We start from the raw sequence: 14445 nt of genomic DNA on the forward strand, positions 1-14445 counted from the left end.
TCTGGCAGCGCGCGGCGCGTCCCTGTAGGGTCGCGCCATGTCCTTGCCCCAAGTCACATTTTCCGAAGATCAGGCTGCCGCTTTTGATAACATTGCCGAGATGTTGCGAGGTGCTGGAGTAGACCTTGAAGACGACGCTCTGCTGAAACTGCCCGGCAACGGAAAGTCTGGTGTGATGGCTGTTATTGGCAAGGCTGGATCGGGCAAAACCCTGTTGCTGGCAGAGCTTTACAAAGCTTTGGCCGAGACGGGGGTCAACCTGATCTCGGGTGATTTCGAAAGCCGCAAATCCCGCGACAAGCGCAGCCTTGCGATCCTCGCGCCGACGAACAAGGCCGCCAGCGTATTGCGGCTGCGTGGGGTGCCCGCGACCACGATCCACCGTATCCTCTATACGCCTGTTTACGACCCTGAATACGAGCGGATCGCCGAATGGCTAGCGGGTAATGACGAACGGCCCGAGATCGAAGGGCTGACAGACGAAGCGCTGGACCGCGCAGCCGCGTTCTATGCCAACAACAAATCCATCCCCGGTGCGCTGGCCGCTGCTGGGTTGCGCGGTTCGGATTTCATCACCGGCTGGAAACGTCGGGAAGAGCCGCTGGATATCGGTTTTGTGGACGAAGCCTCGATGCTAGACGACCGGCAATTCGAGGATCTAAAGGAAATCTTTCCAACCTTGTTGCTATTTGGTGACCCGGCGCAGTTGGCGCCGGTTAACCAATCGGGCTCGATGGTGTTTGACGGGTTGCCAGAGCCGCGCAAGCAAATCCTGCATCGAGTACATCGGCAAACTGCGGATAACCCGATCCTAGACCTCGCCCATGCTCTGTCCGATCCGGCCATGGGGTTTGAGGATTTCGAACGTCTGATCGAGGACACTGCCCGAAAGGATGACCGCGTTGTCTGGGGACAGCGGGTAGAAGTTGATCTGATGGCGCGCAGCCCGGTTCTTGTCTGGCGCAATGCGACCCGAATCCGGCTGATTCAGGCGTTCCGCACCGTACATGGCGCGCCGGAAACTGAACTACTGGAAGGGGAACCGTTGATTTGTGACGGCATTGAGCTGCCGTTGAAGCACCGCAAAAAGCGACTGGACCTTGAGGCGCGCGGGCTGATCAAAGGCGCGCAGGTCATTTACCTTGGCCCTGGTCGCAAGCCGGGTTTTTCGCGGTTGCATGTGATGGGGGCCGAAGACCCTCAGGTCTCGGCGGCGTCGATCGTGCAGATTGAAAAGCCCGATGAGGAGGAGCCGTTCATTCCCTATGCTGCCCGTATGGGGGCAACGTTCCTGCATGGTGCCGCGGTGACGATCCATAAGGCGCAAGGGTCGCAATGGGACACGGTTCAGGTCTTTGCGCCAGACATCTACGCAGCCGCCCGCATGGGCCGTACTGAGGCCGGGCAACCTTTGTGGAAGCGCTTAGCTTATGTCGCCATAACCCGCGCACAGGAGAGGCTAATCTGGGTAGTGCGGAACCGCTTGTCGAAACCGACCCACCCGTTGCGTGTGGATGACCTGCGTGCGGTTGCGGCACCATCCCTGACATTGGAGGCGGAAGAGACATGAAGACGATCATAGTGACCGGTGCAAGCTCGGGCATAGGCCGCGCCACCGCCGAGCTGTTTCTGTCAGAAGGATGGACTGTCGGGCTTCTGGCCCGCAGCGCTGACAAACTTCATGCTATGACACAGCATAACGCCTCGGCGATCCCGCTGGTTGCCGATGTGACTGACCCGGATGCCGTTGCAAACGCCTTTACTGCATTCACCCGACAGACCGGGCGACTGGACGTGCTGTTCAACAATGCCGGGATTTTTGCCCCTGGTGGCACCATCGACGAGATCGCGCTTGAGGATTGGTACGGCTCGGTCAATGTGAACCTGAACGGCATGTTCCTATGTGCACGGGCTGCATTTGCTGCGATGCGGGCTCAGGCGCCGCAGGGGGGGCGTATCATAAACAACGGTTCAATCGCTGCTCATGTGCCGCGCCCGAACTCGGTGCATTATTCTGCGACGAAACACGCGATTACCGGTCTGACGCGCAGCCTGTCTCTGGACGGGCGGAGTTTTGGAATTGCCTGTGGTCAGATCGACATCGGAAATGCGCGCACCCCGATGGTGCAAGGGCTGGTCGATGAGGCGCTTGCCGAAGGCCGCGACCCTGATCCCACCATGGATGTCGGGGATGCCGCCCGCTCGGTACTGCATATGGCCGAACTGCCGCTAGAGGCGAATGTGCAGTTCATGACCGTTATGGCCACGACCATGCCCTATATCGGTCGCGGGTGACGATCAGTTCTCGCGCAGTAGGCGGAAGGCTGTCGAAGCGCCCCAACCGGCGGCAATCGCGATGGCCAGTGACATAAGCCCGTACCAAATGGGTTGTTCACGCGACATCGCGTACAAGAATCGCTCAAGCCCGACTTTGCGTACTCCGATCGAGGTTTCAAAGGTTGAGACCACCTTTCCGTCTCGCGTCAGGAAGATTCGGGCGCTGTAGTCGCCTTCGGTCAGGTCCGATGGCATGTCGATTGATGTGCGGAACAACGTCTGTTCGTCCACAGCCACTGTGTTTTCCCGGATCGAGTATAGCCCTTCATCTTCGCGGATGCGGATGACCGCCTCGGAAAAATCCTGTGCGCCCTGAATGCTCATGTCCGCACCGACCGACCGGATGGCACGCTCGATCGAAACCTTATAGCGTAGGTCTTCGGTCTGGGTCAGAACCTCGGAAAACGGGGCGCTGGTGGCAACGGCGTAGAAGCTTGGTGCCAGATCAACAACAAGGCTGTCGGTGTTCACCCAGATACCGAACCGTTTCTCTTTGCGGCGTACGGTGACAGGTTCGGATGGGCCGACCACCGATACGATGACCTCAAGCGGTGGACCGTCCGGGATTGGGGCTTCGCGCTTTACCGCGCCGAAAACCAGTATTTCGGACCCGTCAAAATTGGCGGTAATCGAGACGCGATCCTGACTTAGGCCCAGAACAACCTGTTCTTCGGCTGCGTAGGCTGGCAGGCAGATCAGACAAAGAAGAGCAATCAGGCGTAGCATCTTAGTGCCCTCCCGCATCGCCAAGCGAGTACAACTCGGCGGGTTGAAGCAGAAGATCAAGCGCCAGCTTGCCGCAGACAACAAGTACCAGAGCCGCCAACAAAACGCGCAGTTGTTCAGCCGGCATTCGGGCGCCGATGACTGTTCCGATTTGGGCACCAACTACCCCACCGACGAGCAGAAGAACCGCCAACACGACATCAACGGTATAGTTGGTGGTGGCGTGCAGCATCGTGGTGAAGGCGGTTACAAAGATGATCTGAAACAGCGAAGTTCCGACAACAACCTTGGTCGGCATGCCCAATAGATAGATCATCGCGGGCACCATGATAAACCCGCCGCCGACACCCATGATAGCAGACAGGACACCGACAAACAGGCCTACGACAAGCGGTGGAATGACCGAGATGTACAGGCCCGACGTCCGAAACCGCATCTTGAACGGCATGGCGTGCACCCAACCGCGCTGGCGTCGTTTCGGAGGCGGCGTGCCGCCTTTCCGCGTTTTTCTAATCGCGTTCAGGCTTTCGACAAACATCAGACTGCCGATGATGCCCAGAAATACGACATAGCAAAGTTTGACCAGCAGATCGACCTGTCCGAGGCTCTTGAGATAGTTGAAGACAACAACACCCAACGCAGCGCCTGTCAGCCCTCCGACTAAAAGGACTGTACCCATTTTAAGGTCCACGGTTCGGCGCCTGAAATGCGCCAGCACCCCAGAAAATGATGAAGCAACAATCTGGTTTGCCTCGGTTGCAACCGCCACTGCAGGCGGAATGCCGATGAAGAACAGCAGTGGGGTCATCAAAAATCCACCGCCAACGCCAAACATTCCAGACAGAATGCCCACCATTCCACCCAGTCCAAACAGTAGAAACGCGTTTACGGATACTTCGGCAATCGGGAGGTAAATCTGCATGGCTTCTTCTAGACAGGAGAGGCCGTACCACGCGGTGTGGCAAAGCCATTGGTAACATAAATCTCAACAGACGAAGCGCGCGTGCCAGGTGGGGCCATCTAGTTGTTTCCGTGGCTCAACCTGAAAATAGTCGATAGCATGGCTGCGGAACTGATGCGGGACACGTCCATACCCCCTTAGAGCGGTTGCGGCATACAAAATCAACTCTGTATGCCGCTTTGCAGCAAACAGGACTGAGGGGCAGTCCTGAACTGGCTCTATCAGCGTTCCTTTACATATGGTTCGCCGCCTGCGCGTGGCGGTATTGCCTTGCCGACGAACCCGGCAAGAATCACCACGGTCAGGATATAGGGCAGGGCGTCCATGACCTGCACCGGGATCACGACCCCGCCTAGATCGATGTTCTGGAACCGCAAGGCAATGGCCTGCAACAGCCCGAACAACAGGCATGCCCACATCGCGTGCCACGGACGCCATTTTGCAAAGATCAGAGCAGCCAGTGCGATAAATCCGCGCCCAGCAGTCATCTCTTTCACAAAGCCTGCTTGCAGCGCGGTGGCCAGGTAGGCACCTGCGATGCCGCAAAGTACGCCGCAAATCGCAACCGCTGCGTAGCGGAGACCTACAACCGAAACTCCAGCAGTATCCACCGCCGCAGGATTCTCTCCGACCGCGCGCAGACGCAGCCCGAACCGGGTGCGGAACAGAATCCACCAAGTCAGTGGCACCATAAGGAAAGCCACGTACACCAGAATGGAATGGCCAGACAGAAGCTCGGAATAGGCCATATGCAGGGGATTGGTTTCAGACATCAGCTCGGAAACTGGACGGCCTGTCAGTTCGGCGTCAGCCGGACCGATCGCATAAGGGAATTCTGCGGATTCAAACCGCCCTTCACCGAACAATGATGGCGTACGACCACCCTGCTTGAACCAGCTTTGGGCGACAAGAACGGTCATACCTGAGGCGAGAAAGTTGATCGCAACCCCCGAGATCAGCTGATTGCCCCGAAACGTGATCGACGCAAACCCGTGTAGCGCCGAAAGGACCAGAGATGCCGCGATCCCGGCCAGCAATCCCAGCCACACCGAACCGGTTACGGCGGCGACGGCAGCCGAGAAGAATGCTGACATCAGCATCTTGCCTTCAAGGCCGATGTCGAAGATGCCCGCGCGCTCGGAGTACAATCCGGCCAGACAGGCAAGCAGCAGAGGCGTAGCCAGTCGGATGGTCGAATCCAGAACCTGGATGAGTGTCAGGAAGAAATCCATCAGGCCGACCCCTTCCGAAGCGCCATGAACAGCTTTTCAAGCGGCATGCGCACCATGTTGTCCAGTGCTCCGGTAAACAGAATGACCAGCGCTTGGATGACCACGATCAGTTCGCGCGGAATCGATGTCCAAAGCGCCAGTTCGGCCCCGCCCTGATACAGAAACCCAAACAGAATAGCGGCTAGAAATACCCCGAATGGATGCGACCGACCCATCAGTGCCACGGCAATTCCAATGAAACCCGCGCCTTCGGTTGCGTTCAGCACCAACCGCTCGGCTTCGCCCATCACGTTGTTGACTGCCATCAGGCCCGCCAGAGCGCCCGAGATCAGCATGGCAATAATCGTGATACGTACAGGCGAGATACCAGCGTAGACGGCACCGGTTTCCGAATGGCCGTAGGCGCGGATTTCATAGCCCAGCCGAGTTCGCCAGATCAGCGCCCAGACAACAAAACACGCAAGGATTGCGACGAAGAACGAGATGTTGGCAGGCGCACCTCGGAAAACGATGTTTTCGGCGCTCGAGAACATCGACTGGAAAGTCGGGAGATGCACTGCCTCGGGGAAACGAGCCGTTGCTGGATCTTGCGACCCTTGCGGGCGCATGACGTTGACCAGCATGTAATTCAGGAAAGCGGCAGCAATGAAATTGAACATGATCGTGGTGATCACGATATGGCTGCCCCGCTTCGCCTGCAGATAGGCCGGGATCGCGGCCCAGGCTGCACCGAAGATCATCGAAGCAGCACAGGCGGCCAGCAAAGCTATTGTCCAATGCGGCCAAGGAACCGATAGGCAGACGATGGCAACGCCCAGTCCGCCCAGCATGGCCTGACCCTCGCCGCCGATGTTGAACAAGCGCGCGTGAAAGGCAACTGCAACCGCGAGTCCGGTGAAGATGAAGTTCGTTGCATAATAAAGTGTATAGCCCCAGCCGTAGGTTGACCCTAGGGCCCCAGTGACCATCAGATTTACCGCCTCAAGCGGATCCTCCCCGATGGCCAGGATCACGATTGCCGAAAGGATTGTGGCTAGAAGCAGACTGATTAGCGGGATCAGTACCACATCGGCCCATTTGGGCATTTTTTCCATGGTTCAGGCGGCCTCTCCTGCAACACCGGCCATCAGCAGGCCCAGTTCTTTTTCATCCGTCTCGGCGGGCAGACGCTCGCCCATGATATGTCCGTCAAACATAACCGCGATCCGGTCCGAGAGTGAGAAGATCTCTTCCAGCTCGACCGAGACCAGCAAGATTGCTTTGCCCTGATCCCTCAAGGCGACGATCTGTTTATGAATGAACTCGATGGCACCGATATCCACGCCGCGCGTGGGTTGGCCCACCAGCAGCAGATCGGGATTGCGCTCGATTTCTCGTGCAACGACGATTTTCTGTTGATTGCCGCCCGAGAAGCTTTTTGCCGTCAGCCAGCCATTGGGCGGGCGCACATCGAACTTCTCGATCTTGGCTTCGGTGTCGGCACGCAGGGCAGCGTTGTCCATGAACAGCCCGCGTTTGTAAGCAGGGTCGCGGTGGTAGCCGAACGCCACGTTCTCCCAAGCGTGAAAATCCATGATCAGACCTTCGCGCTGCCGATCCTCGGGGACATGAGCGATATGTCGGGCGCGCCGCGCTTGCCCGTCCGATCCGGGGCCGTGCAACGCCAGAGGTTCGCCGTTCAGTTTGATCGAGCCTACCCCGGGTCGCATACCGCCCAAAACTTCAAGCAGTTCGGACTGCCCGTTGCCAGCAACGCCCGCGATGCCAACGATCTCACCCGCGCGAACGGTTAGGTCGATGCCTTTGACACGCTCGACACCGGCCGAATCGGTGACACTGAGGTTTTCGATTTCCAGAACCGGTTTGCCCGGCTGTGCAGGCACCTTATCAACCTGTAGCAAGACCTTGCGGCCAACCATCAATTCGGCCAGTGCCTGCGGATTGGTGTCAGCTGTTTTGACGGTGGCGGTCATCTCACCGCGGCGCATAACCGAAACCGTATCGGTGTTCTCCATGATTTCGCGCAGCTTGTGCGTGATCACGATGATTGTTTTACCCTCGGACCGCAGCCGGTCGAGAATGCGAAACAGCTGGTCCGCCTCGGCAGGGGTAAGAACGCCCGTGGGTTCGTCCAGAATCAGAATTTCGGCCTTGCGGTAGAGCGCCTTGAGAATCTCAACCCGCTGCTGCATGCCCACACCGATCTCATCGATGCGTTTGTCAGGGTCGACGAACAGTTCGTATTCTTCCTCTAGGTCTTTCAGCTCTTTCCGGGCTTTCGCCAGCGACGGAGCCAACAGCCCACCGTCTTCCGCACCCAGAACGATGTTTTCCAGAACGGTGAAATTCTCGACCAGTTTGAAATGCTGAAACACCATCCCGATGCCCGAGGCGATCGCCGCCTGGCTGTCAGGGATGTCGGTCTTGGTGCCGTTGATCCAGATTTCGCCTTTGTCGGCTTTGTAAAATCCGTAGAGGATGCTCATCAGCGTGGATTTGCCCGCTCCGTTTTCACCGATGATCCCGTGGATCGCTCCGCGGGCGACGCTGATGGAAATATCTTTATTAGCCTGAACCGGCCCAAAGGCTTTGGAAATCCCTTTGAGTTCAATGGCGGGGACGGTCATATCTTGTCCTTGGGTTGCCGAAAGGGCCGCATGCGGCAGAGTGGTGCAGGGCGGAGGCCATGGCCCCCGCCCCCAGTTACATCAGAACTGCAGTGCAGGGCAGCTGTCGTTCTCGTAGTAGCTGACAACGCTTACGTTGCCATCGATGATGTCGCGACGGGCACTTTCAATGGCCGAGCTCATTTCTTCGCTCACCAGTTCCGCGTTGTTTTCATCCATCGCAACGCCAACGCCATCTTGTGCAAGACCCATGGTGTAAACACCGGTCTGGACGTCTTCGCCAGCTTTCATGGCGTCATATACCGCAACGTCCACACGCTTGAGCATCGAGGTCAGGACCTTGCCCGGGTGCAGGTGGTTCTGGTTGCTATCGACACCGATTGACAGGATGCCTTCGTCGGCTGCGGTTTGCAGAACGCCAACACCGGTACCGCCCGCAGCGGCGTAAATCACGTCAGCACCCTGGCTGATCTGTGCTTTCGTCAACTCCGAGCCCTTCACCGGGTCGTTCCATGCTGCAGGGGTGGTGCCTGTCATATTGGCAACAACGTTGATGTCCGGGTTTACGGACTTCGCGCCTTGTGCATAACCACAACCAAAGTGACGGATCAGAGGGATATCCATACCACCGATAAAGCCCACTGTGCCGGATTGGGACGCCATCGCCGCCATCATGCCGACCAGGTATGATCCTTCATGTTCGGCAAATCCGATCTGGCGAATGTTCGGGGCTTCCAGCCAGGTCACGTCGACCGCAACGAATTTGGTATCCGGATAGTCACCTGCCACTGCAGCCAATGGATCGGCCATGGCGAAGCCCATTGTGATAATCGGGTTTGCGCCCGCTTCGGCAAAGCGGCGAAGCGCTTGTTCGCGCTGCGCTTCCGACTGAAGCTCGATCTCGCGATAGCTTTTGCCGGTCTGTTCCGCCCAACGCTGAGCGCCATTATGCGCGGCTTCGTTGAACGATTTGTCGAACTTGCCACCCAGATCAAAGATAAGGGCCGGTTCTGCCATAGCAGCACCTGCTGTTAGTGCAACCGCAGCGGCTGCGCCCATCAAGGATTTCATAAATGTCATTTGTTACTCCCGTTGGCTGTTATCGGTCCGGGGCTTAATCCCCCGGTACCCACTCAGAGCGAGCATACCTGTTGTGATGGCGGGAATTGAAGCTGTTTGCAACAGCTTCGGTCAACACATTTTTGACCATATGGTCTAAAAAAGCGAATATTTTTCGCTCAAGGGGCGTTCCATGACGATCGCATCGGCGTTTGGGCCACTTTTGCGATGATAATAGGCTGCGCGATTGCCGCATGGCGTGTATCCGCTGGTTTGGTACAGAGATATCGCCGAATGGTTATCTGAGGCAACGTCCAGAAATGCACGGATTGCACCGAGTTCTCGTGCCTTGGCGTGCCAGTCTGCCATGATGCGCCGCGCCAGCCCGCCTCTTTGGTAGTCTGGGCGTGTCGCGATCGTGAGCAGCTCGGCCTCTTCACCGATCACTTGAATGAGGGCGAAAGACCGTTTGTCGCCAACAACATGGGTAAAGCGATTGGCGATCAGATTGCTGAATTCTTCAGCGCTCCACGGACGTGACTGTGTGAAGGCTGCGGCGTGGGTTTCTGCCATGTCCTGTGGTGTCATTCGTCCAAAAGCACCGGTGGTACATCGCTGGAAGGGGCCGCATCTGCAGGGCGGACATAAAGCGGAGCAGGTGGCGCTTGAACTGTCGTCCAACGACCAGCAGCCGCCTGGGCGATCGCACGAACCTGCTGTTCAGGGTCATCGCAGAAATACAATGGCCCAATATCGGACGCAGCATGACGTGAGGTCAGGTAAGGCAATTCCCCCTGAGGCTGCAGATAAACCTGATCGCGCGGTGCGACAATCGCCGGGAGATGCCCGTCGGGCGCAATTTCCGCAACTGCATCAAACCCCGACACCCCAACCGCCGGCACACCAAGCCCAAGCGCCAACCCGCGCGCTGCGGATACCGAGATTCGGATGCCGGTGAAATTCCCGGGGCCGATTCCGACGCCGATCGCGTCAAGGTGCCGCCATGTGCAATTGTTCCGGGTCAGGATTTCTTCAAGCAAGGGCATCAACCGTTCCGCCTGCCCACGAGTCATCGCCTCGGCGTGCGATGCGATAATCTTGCCCTCTCGCAGCAAAGCGGCCGCGCAATGCGCGGCCGATGTATCGAATGCCAAAATCGTCGGTTCAGACGGCAACAGGGCGAACCTCGGTCACTTCGGGGATGTAGTGACGCAACAGGTTCTCGATCCCCATTTTCAGCGTTAGGGTCGAGGACGGACAGCCCGCGCAGGCTCCCTGCATGTGCAGATAAACAACGCCGCGGTCGAAGCCGTGGAAGGTGATGTCACCGCCGTCCTGAGCCACAGCAGGACGCACGCGGCTATCCAGCAGATCTTTGATCTGGTTGACAATCTCTGCATCTTCGCCGGTGTGTTCAGCGTGGCCCGAGGCGGTCTCTGCGCCTGCGCCCATAACCGGTTGGCCGGACTGGTAATGCTCCATCACAGCGCCGAGAATTGCGGGCTTGATGTGATCCCACTGCACGTCATCAGATTTGGTTACCGTGACAAAATCGTTGCCGAAGAACACGCCTGTTACGCCGTTTACACCGAATATGCGTTTGGCGAGCGGAGATTTTTCTGCAGCGTCGGCGCTTGGAAAATCAGCGGTGCCTGCTTCCAGAACCGTCTGGCCGGGTAGGAATTTTAGTGTGGCCGGGTTGGGTGTGGATTCGGTTTGAATGAACATGGCGCGGCTCCGTCTAAGATGCACCTGATATGCGCGTCCGTGCGGGGGAAGTCAAGATTTGGAACCGTTCTAAATTGTGGCGGCGTAAGAAATCGCATCATCCAGACGATCATCACCCCAGAACAGCTCGTCCCCAATAACGAAACTCGGCGCACCAAAGATGTGTTTAGCCTTGGCCTGAGTAACTTGCTCGAACAAGGCAGCCTTGATCGCGGGGTCGCTTATCCGATCCATCAGATCAGTCGAAACGCCAGATTTGGTAAGGCACTCAACCAGAACCGCCGGATTCGATATATCACGACCGGAACCAAACTGCGCAGAATAGACAGTGCGTACAAAGGCTGCCCGTTGATCAGCTGGTTCGATCGCCAGCGCTAGCCTTGCTGCTTTCAAGCTGTTTTGCGGAAATGGCTCAGGCCGCCGAAAAGGTAAATCGCGCGCGGCGCAAAGCCGTTCCATGTCTCGCCACATGTACCGACCTTTTGCCGGGTAGAGGTTGAACGGCGAGTTGTTCCATCCCTGTTCAGCAAAGATCGGCCCCAGAAGGAATGGGTGCCATTCTATGGCAACTCCATATTCCGAAGCCGCCTGCTGGATACGCATCGCGCTGAGATAAGAATAGGTCGATGCGAAGTCGAACCAGAACTGCAGCTTCGCGGACATAAATTCACCTCAGGTGATGGCTTCCAGCTTCTCTTTGCTCAGATCGCCGGGCACGATAGTAATAGGAATGGGCAAACTTCCAGAGTTCCGGGTCAGTTGTGTCACCAACGGTCCGGGGCCTTTTTTGTCAGTACCTGCACCCAGAACCAATACGCCGATCTCGGGATCGGATTGGACATGTTCAATGATTTCGGCCACCGGATCGCCTTCACGGATTGCCAATTCGGGCTCGACACCCTGTTTGTCGCGCATCCATTTGGCGAACACCTCGAAATGGGCGTGAATACGTTCACGCGCTTCTTCGCGCATCACCTCGGCAACACCGATCCAGTGGTTGAATTCGTCCGGTGGAATTACCGAAAGAACCGTAACCCCGCCGCCAGTATGTGCCGCACGCATAGCGGCAAAGCGCATGGCGTTCAGGCATTCACGGCTGTCGTCCAGAACGACTAGGAACTTGCGCATGTTTGTCCTCGTTTGTTTTCGGGATCATGCCCCACAGGGTAAGCAGTGGCAACTGAAACAGAAAAGGAGCAGATCAGCAATTGCTTGCAGCCCAATCCCAGTACATCTCGCGTGTGCGACGGGCGATTGGGCCCACCTGATACTGGGTGTCATCCAGCGCGGTGATGGGCGTCACTTTGCTCATGTTACCGCTCATGAACACTTCGTCCGCGTCGTGAAAGTCATCGAAACTCAGCACGGTTTCATGCACGGTTACCCCGTCGGCGCGCAGGTTTTTAATATGCCGCGCGCGTGTAATCCCGGCCAAGAATGTCCCATTGGGGATTGGAGTAAAAACCTCACCATCGCGCGCCATGAAGATATTTGCGGTCGCAGTCTCGGCCACATGCCCCATCGCGTCGGCCACAAGGGCGTTTGAAAAGCCCTTGCTGCGTACCTCCTGCAACATCCGGGCATTGTTCGGATACAGGCACCCTGCCTTTGCGTTGACCACAGCGGATTCCAGAACAGGGCGGCGGAACCGAGTGGTTGTCAGCGTCGCCGAGGCGGTTTTGGGTGCCATTGGGATTTCTTCAAGACAGATGGCAAAGCCAGTGCTGTTTTCCTGAGGGACGATGGCGGTGTGATCCCCGTCGATGCCCCAATACATGGGGCGAATGTAAACGGCGGTGTCAGGTGCGTAACTCTGTAACCCTTCGTGAACCAGATCGACCATCTGTTCGGTTGTTACAGAAGGTGTCAGCATCAGCGCCTCGGCTGAACGGTTCACGCGGGCACAATGGGCATCCAGATCCGGGGTCATTCCATCAAAGTACCGGGCACCGTCAAACACCGATGAGCCCAGCCATGCGCCATGGTCAGCAGCGCGCATGATCGGTGCGTCCCCGTCATGCCATTGGCCGTTGAAATAGGTGCGGATGTTTTTACCGACTGCCATTGCGCCCTCCCTCAAGCTTCGGGGAAACCTAGGTTGGGGCTGACGCAAGGTCCAGCAGATTATCCATGGTGTTGAGGCAGCGCTTCGCGTTTGACCATGGTGCGCAAAGCGAAGTTTGATCGTAGGTTTCGAATGCCCGAAATTTTCATAAGCCGGTTTTCCAGAAATGCATCAAACGCATTGAGGTCTTTGGCAACCACGCGCAGCAGAATGTCGCGTGATCCGGTCATGAGGTAGCATTCCATCACCTCGTCGCAGCGACGAATGGCCTTTTCGAAGGAATCGATGGCGTTGCGATCCTGTTTCTCCAACTCGACAGACACAAAGATTGTGACGCCGAATCCAAGCCGCTCGGGGTCGACCTGTGCGGCGTAGCCGGTGATAATCCCGTCCCGTTGCAGCCGATCCAAACGCCGTGCGCAGGGTGTCGGGGACAGCCCGACATGCTCCGCCAAATCGATGACAGTCATACGGCCATCGTTTTGAAGGGCGCGGATTATCTTGGAATCGATATCATCCATGGCGAAAAACTCCACAAAAGTTTTCAATTTTAGATTTTAGCACCAAAAATTTCCCTGATATAGTGACAAAAGGGTGAAAATCACTCGACGATAGGTGGCAAACTCTCGGAAGCATTCCGGAGGAGAAGAATGGACATCACCATCGTAGACGCGCCAGAGCACGAGCGCGTGGTCGAATTCAAAGATAACTCACTTGGTCTATTGGGCTACATCGCGATCCACTCAACGCAACGTGGCCCCGCTGCGGGCGGTGTGCGCATGCGCCCTTATGGCCACCCAGCCGAGGCCCTGGACGATGCTTTGCGACTGGCAAGGGGCATGACGTTCAAGAACGCCGCGGCAGATCTGCCGCTCGGGGGAGGCAAGGCTGTCATTATCGGGGATCCTCATGAGGATAAATCACCTGAACTTTTGCAGGCCTTTGGGCGCGTGATTCAAGGTTTGAACGGTCTGTACTGGACGGCAGAAGATATGGGTATGACGCCTGCAGATATGGCGCATATCGGGTCTGAAACCGAATTTGTGGCTGGGCTGGCGGAAGGTGAGTTCGCCAGCGGTGATCCGTCTCCGATAACGGCGCGCGGGATATTCAATGCTATCCGGGTGACAGCGCAGCACCGGTTCAGGCTTTCTGGCCTTAAAGGCCTGACGGTATCGGTTCAGGGTCTTGGCCATGTAGGCGAGCATTTGTGCCAGTTGTTGCACGATTCTGGTGCGCAGTTAATCGTAGCTGACATCGACACCCGGCAAGCGGCCCGCGTGGCCGAACGGTTTGCGGCACGGGTCGTTGCACCCGATGCGATCTACGGCGTTGAAGCGGATATCTTTGCGCCTTGTGCGATCGGCGGCATCCTGAACGAAACGAGTATTCCATTACTGAAAGTCGGCGCTGTGGCCGGAGGGGCAAATAATCAGTTGTCCAGAGATCGGGACGCGCAGTTGCTCCACGAGCGTGGCATTCTTTACGCCCCTGACTTCGTCGCCAATGGCGGTGGTATCGTGAATGTGGCGACGGAAATCCTCCGTGTCGCAGAGCGTGAAGCTTGGGTCGCCGGTAGGTTGCAGGCGCTGGAGCAGACGATGGATCGCATCCTGACACGGGCCAAAGCCGAAGCGGTCAGCCCGCACGAAGTTGCGGAATCCATCGTGCACGAGATGCTGAGCCTGCAGGCGGCATAAGAGCCGACGG

The 14445-nt window shown here is 57.3% G+C and carries 16 protein-coding genes; 3 read left to right on the forward strand and 13 right to left on the reverse strand.

What is annotated here, in order from left to right; all coding sequences use genetic code 11:
• Positions 1-37 precede the first annotated feature (37 nt).
• Together ACR0A1_RS15800 and ACR0A1_RS15805 are read left to right on the forward strand one after the other, a co-directional pair.
• A complete protein-coding gene (locus ACR0A1_RS15800; RefSeq protein WP_170566301.1) occupies positions 38-1570 on the forward strand; it encodes an AAA family ATPase in 1533 nt (510 codons plus the stop codon).
• Entirely contained in the window at positions 1567-2295 is a 729-nt protein-coding gene (locus tag ACR0A1_RS15805) for an SDR family oxidoreductase (RefSeq protein ID WP_480868296.1), read from the forward strand. The genes ACR0A1_RS15800 and ACR0A1_RS15805 overlap by 4 nt, the downstream gene beginning before the upstream one ends.
• A 3-nt stretch (positions 2296-2298) precedes the next feature.
• Here the strand turns inward: ACR0A1_RS15805 and ACR0A1_RS15810 are convergent, their stop codons facing one another.
• The 13 genes from ACR0A1_RS15810 to ACR0A1_RS15870 form a co-directional block, all read right to left on the reverse strand.
• Positions 2299-3063, reverse strand: coding sequence for a TIGR02186 family protein (locus ACR0A1_RS15810; RefSeq protein WP_170395832.1), 765 nt, complete (start codon positions 3061-3063; stop codon positions 2299-2301).
• Position 3064: 1 nt separating this feature from the next.
• Positions 3065-3985 (reverse strand): sulfite exporter TauE/SafE family protein, encoded by a 921-nt coding sequence (locus ACR0A1_RS15815; protein ID WP_170395834.1) that lies wholly within the window; start codon positions 3983-3985, stop codon positions 3065-3067.
• Between the two features lie 260 nt (positions 3986-4245).
• Complete coding sequence (locus ACR0A1_RS15820; protein ID WP_170408321.1) at positions 4246-5256, reverse strand: ABC transporter permease; 1011 nt, start codon at positions 5254-5256, stop codon at positions 4246-4248.
• Positions 5256-6350 carry an ABC transporter permease gene (locus ACR0A1_RS15825; protein ID WP_170513031.1) on the reverse strand — a complete coding sequence of 365 codons (1095 nt, stop codon included), beginning with the start codon at positions 6348-6350 and terminating at the stop codon, positions 5256-5258. The genes ACR0A1_RS15820 and ACR0A1_RS15825 overlap by 1 nt, the downstream gene beginning before the upstream one ends.
• A gap of 3 nt (positions 6351-6353) precedes the next feature.
• Positions 6354-7883 (reverse strand): ABC transporter ATP-binding protein, encoded by a 1530-nt coding sequence (locus tag ACR0A1_RS15830; RefSeq protein WP_170395839.1) that lies wholly within the window; start codon positions 7881-7883, stop codon positions 6354-6356.
• Between the two features lie 81 nt (positions 7884-7964).
• Complete coding sequence (locus ACR0A1_RS15835) at positions 7965-8963, reverse strand: BMP family lipoprotein (RefSeq protein WP_170395841.1); 999 nt, start codon at positions 8961-8963, stop codon at positions 7965-7967.
• Positions 8964-9098: 135 nt separating this feature from the next.
• Complete coding sequence (locus tag ACR0A1_RS15840; protein WP_480868299.1) at positions 9099-9515, reverse strand: GNAT family N-acetyltransferase; 417 nt, start codon at positions 9513-9515, stop codon at positions 9099-9101.
• 11 nt (positions 9516-9526) lie between these two features.
• The gene (tsaB, locus tag ACR0A1_RS15845) at positions 9527-10117 is read right to left on the reverse strand and encodes a tRNA (adenosine(37)-N6)-threonylcarbamoyltransferase complex dimerization subunit type 1 TsaB (RefSeq protein WP_480868301.1); all 591 of its coding nucleotides are present in this window, start codon (positions 10115-10117) and stop codon (positions 9527-9529) included.
• Positions 10107-10670, reverse strand: coding sequence for a NifU family protein (locus tag ACR0A1_RS15850; RefSeq protein WP_170395847.1), 564 nt, complete (start codon positions 10668-10670; stop codon positions 10107-10109). Before ACR0A1_RS15850 ends, tsaB begins: the two co-directional genes overlap by 11 nt.
• Before the next feature lie 69 nt (positions 10671-10739).
• Entirely contained in the window at positions 10740-11333 is a 594-nt protein-coding gene (locus ACR0A1_RS15855) for a 2-hydroxychromene-2-carboxylate isomerase (protein WP_170818607.1), read from the reverse strand.
• 9 nt (positions 11334-11342) lie between these two features.
• Positions 11343-11798, reverse strand: a complete 456-nt coding sequence (locus tag ACR0A1_RS15860) for a universal stress protein (protein WP_074736907.1) — start codon at positions 11796-11798, stop codon at positions 11343-11345.
• A 73-nt stretch (positions 11799-11871) separates the two neighbouring features.
• Positions 11872-12735: a branched-chain amino acid aminotransferase gene (locus ACR0A1_RS15865; protein ID WP_480868304.1), complete on the reverse strand. Its 864-nt coding sequence runs from the start codon at positions 12733-12735 to the stop codon at positions 11872-11874.
• A 59-nt stretch (positions 12736-12794) separates the two neighbouring features.
• Positions 12795-13256, reverse strand: coding sequence for an Lrp/AsnC family transcriptional regulator (locus tag ACR0A1_RS15870; protein WP_170423751.1), 462 nt, complete (start codon positions 13254-13256; stop codon positions 12795-12797).
• A gap of 129 nt (positions 13257-13385) precedes the next feature.
• Between ACR0A1_RS15870 and ACR0A1_RS15875 the strand changes: the two genes are divergently transcribed.
• On the forward strand, positions 13386-14435 hold the full coding sequence (locus tag ACR0A1_RS15875) for a Glu/Leu/Phe/Val family dehydrogenase (RefSeq protein WP_480868306.1): 1050 nt from the start codon (positions 13386-13388) through the stop codon (positions 14433-14435).
• The last annotated feature ends 10 nt before the right edge of the window (positions 14436-14445 follow it).

Source organism: Ruegeria sp. D6, from assembly GCF_056534365.1.

Bases quoted from the DNA above. Each gene is read 5' to 3' on its own strand.
- ACR0A1_RS15820 (WP_170408321.1), bottom strand. From the start codon at position 5,256: ATGGATTTCTTCCTGACACTCATCCAGGTTCTGGATTCGACCATCCGA.
- ACR0A1_RS15840 (WP_480868299.1), bottom strand. From the start codon at position 9,515: ATGGCAGAAACCCACGCCGCAGCCTTCACACAGTCACGTCCGTGGAGC.
- ACR0A1_RS15805 (WP_480868296.1), top strand. From the start codon at position 1,567: ATGAAGACGATCATAGTGACCGGTGCAAGCTCGGGCATAGGCCGCGCC.
- ACR0A1_RS15865 (WP_480868304.1), bottom strand. From the start codon at position 12,735: ATGGCAGTCGGTAAAAACATCCGCACCTATTTCAACGGCCAATGGCAT.
- ACR0A1_RS15860 (WP_074736907.1), bottom strand. From the start codon at position 11,798: ATGCGCAAGTTCCTAGTCGTTCTGGACGACAGCCGTGAATGCCTGAAC.
- ACR0A1_RS15825 (WP_170513031.1), bottom strand. From the start codon at position 6,350: ATGGAAAAAATGCCCAAATGGGCCGATGTGGTACTGATCCCGCTAATC.
- ACR0A1_RS15800 (WP_170566301.1), top strand. From the start codon at position 38: ATGTCCTTGCCCCAAGTCACATTTTCCGAAGATCAGGCTGCCGCTTTT.
- ACR0A1_RS15810 (WP_170395832.1), bottom strand. From the start codon at position 3,063: ATGCTACGCCTGATTGCTCTTCTTTGTCTGATCTGCCTGCCAGCCTAC.
- ACR0A1_RS15855 (WP_170818607.1), bottom strand. From the start codon at position 11,333: ATGTCCGCGAAGCTGCAGTTCTGGTTCGACTTCGCATCGACCTATTCT.
- ACR0A1_RS15830 (WP_170395839.1), bottom strand. From the start codon at position 7,883: ATGACCGTCCCCGCCATTGAACTCAAAGGGATTTCCAAAGCCTTTGGG.
- ACR0A1_RS15815 (WP_170395834.1), bottom strand. From the start codon at position 3,985: ATGCAGATTTACCTCCCGATTGCCGAAGTATCCGTAAACGCGTTTCTA.
- ACR0A1_RS15870 (WP_170423751.1), bottom strand. From the start codon at position 13,256: ATGGATGATATCGATTCCAAGATAATCCGCGCCCTTCAAAACGATGGC.
- ACR0A1_RS15835 (WP_170395841.1), bottom strand. From the start codon at position 8,963: ATGACATTTATGAAATCCTTGATGGGCGCAGCCGCTGCGGTTGCACTA.
- ACR0A1_RS15875 (WP_480868306.1), top strand. From the start codon at position 13,386: ATGGACATCACCATCGTAGACGCGCCAGAGCACGAGCGCGTGGTCGAA.
- ACR0A1_RS15850 (WP_170395847.1), bottom strand. From the start codon at position 10,670: ATGTTCATTCAAACCGAATCCACACCCAACCCGGCCACACTAAAATTC.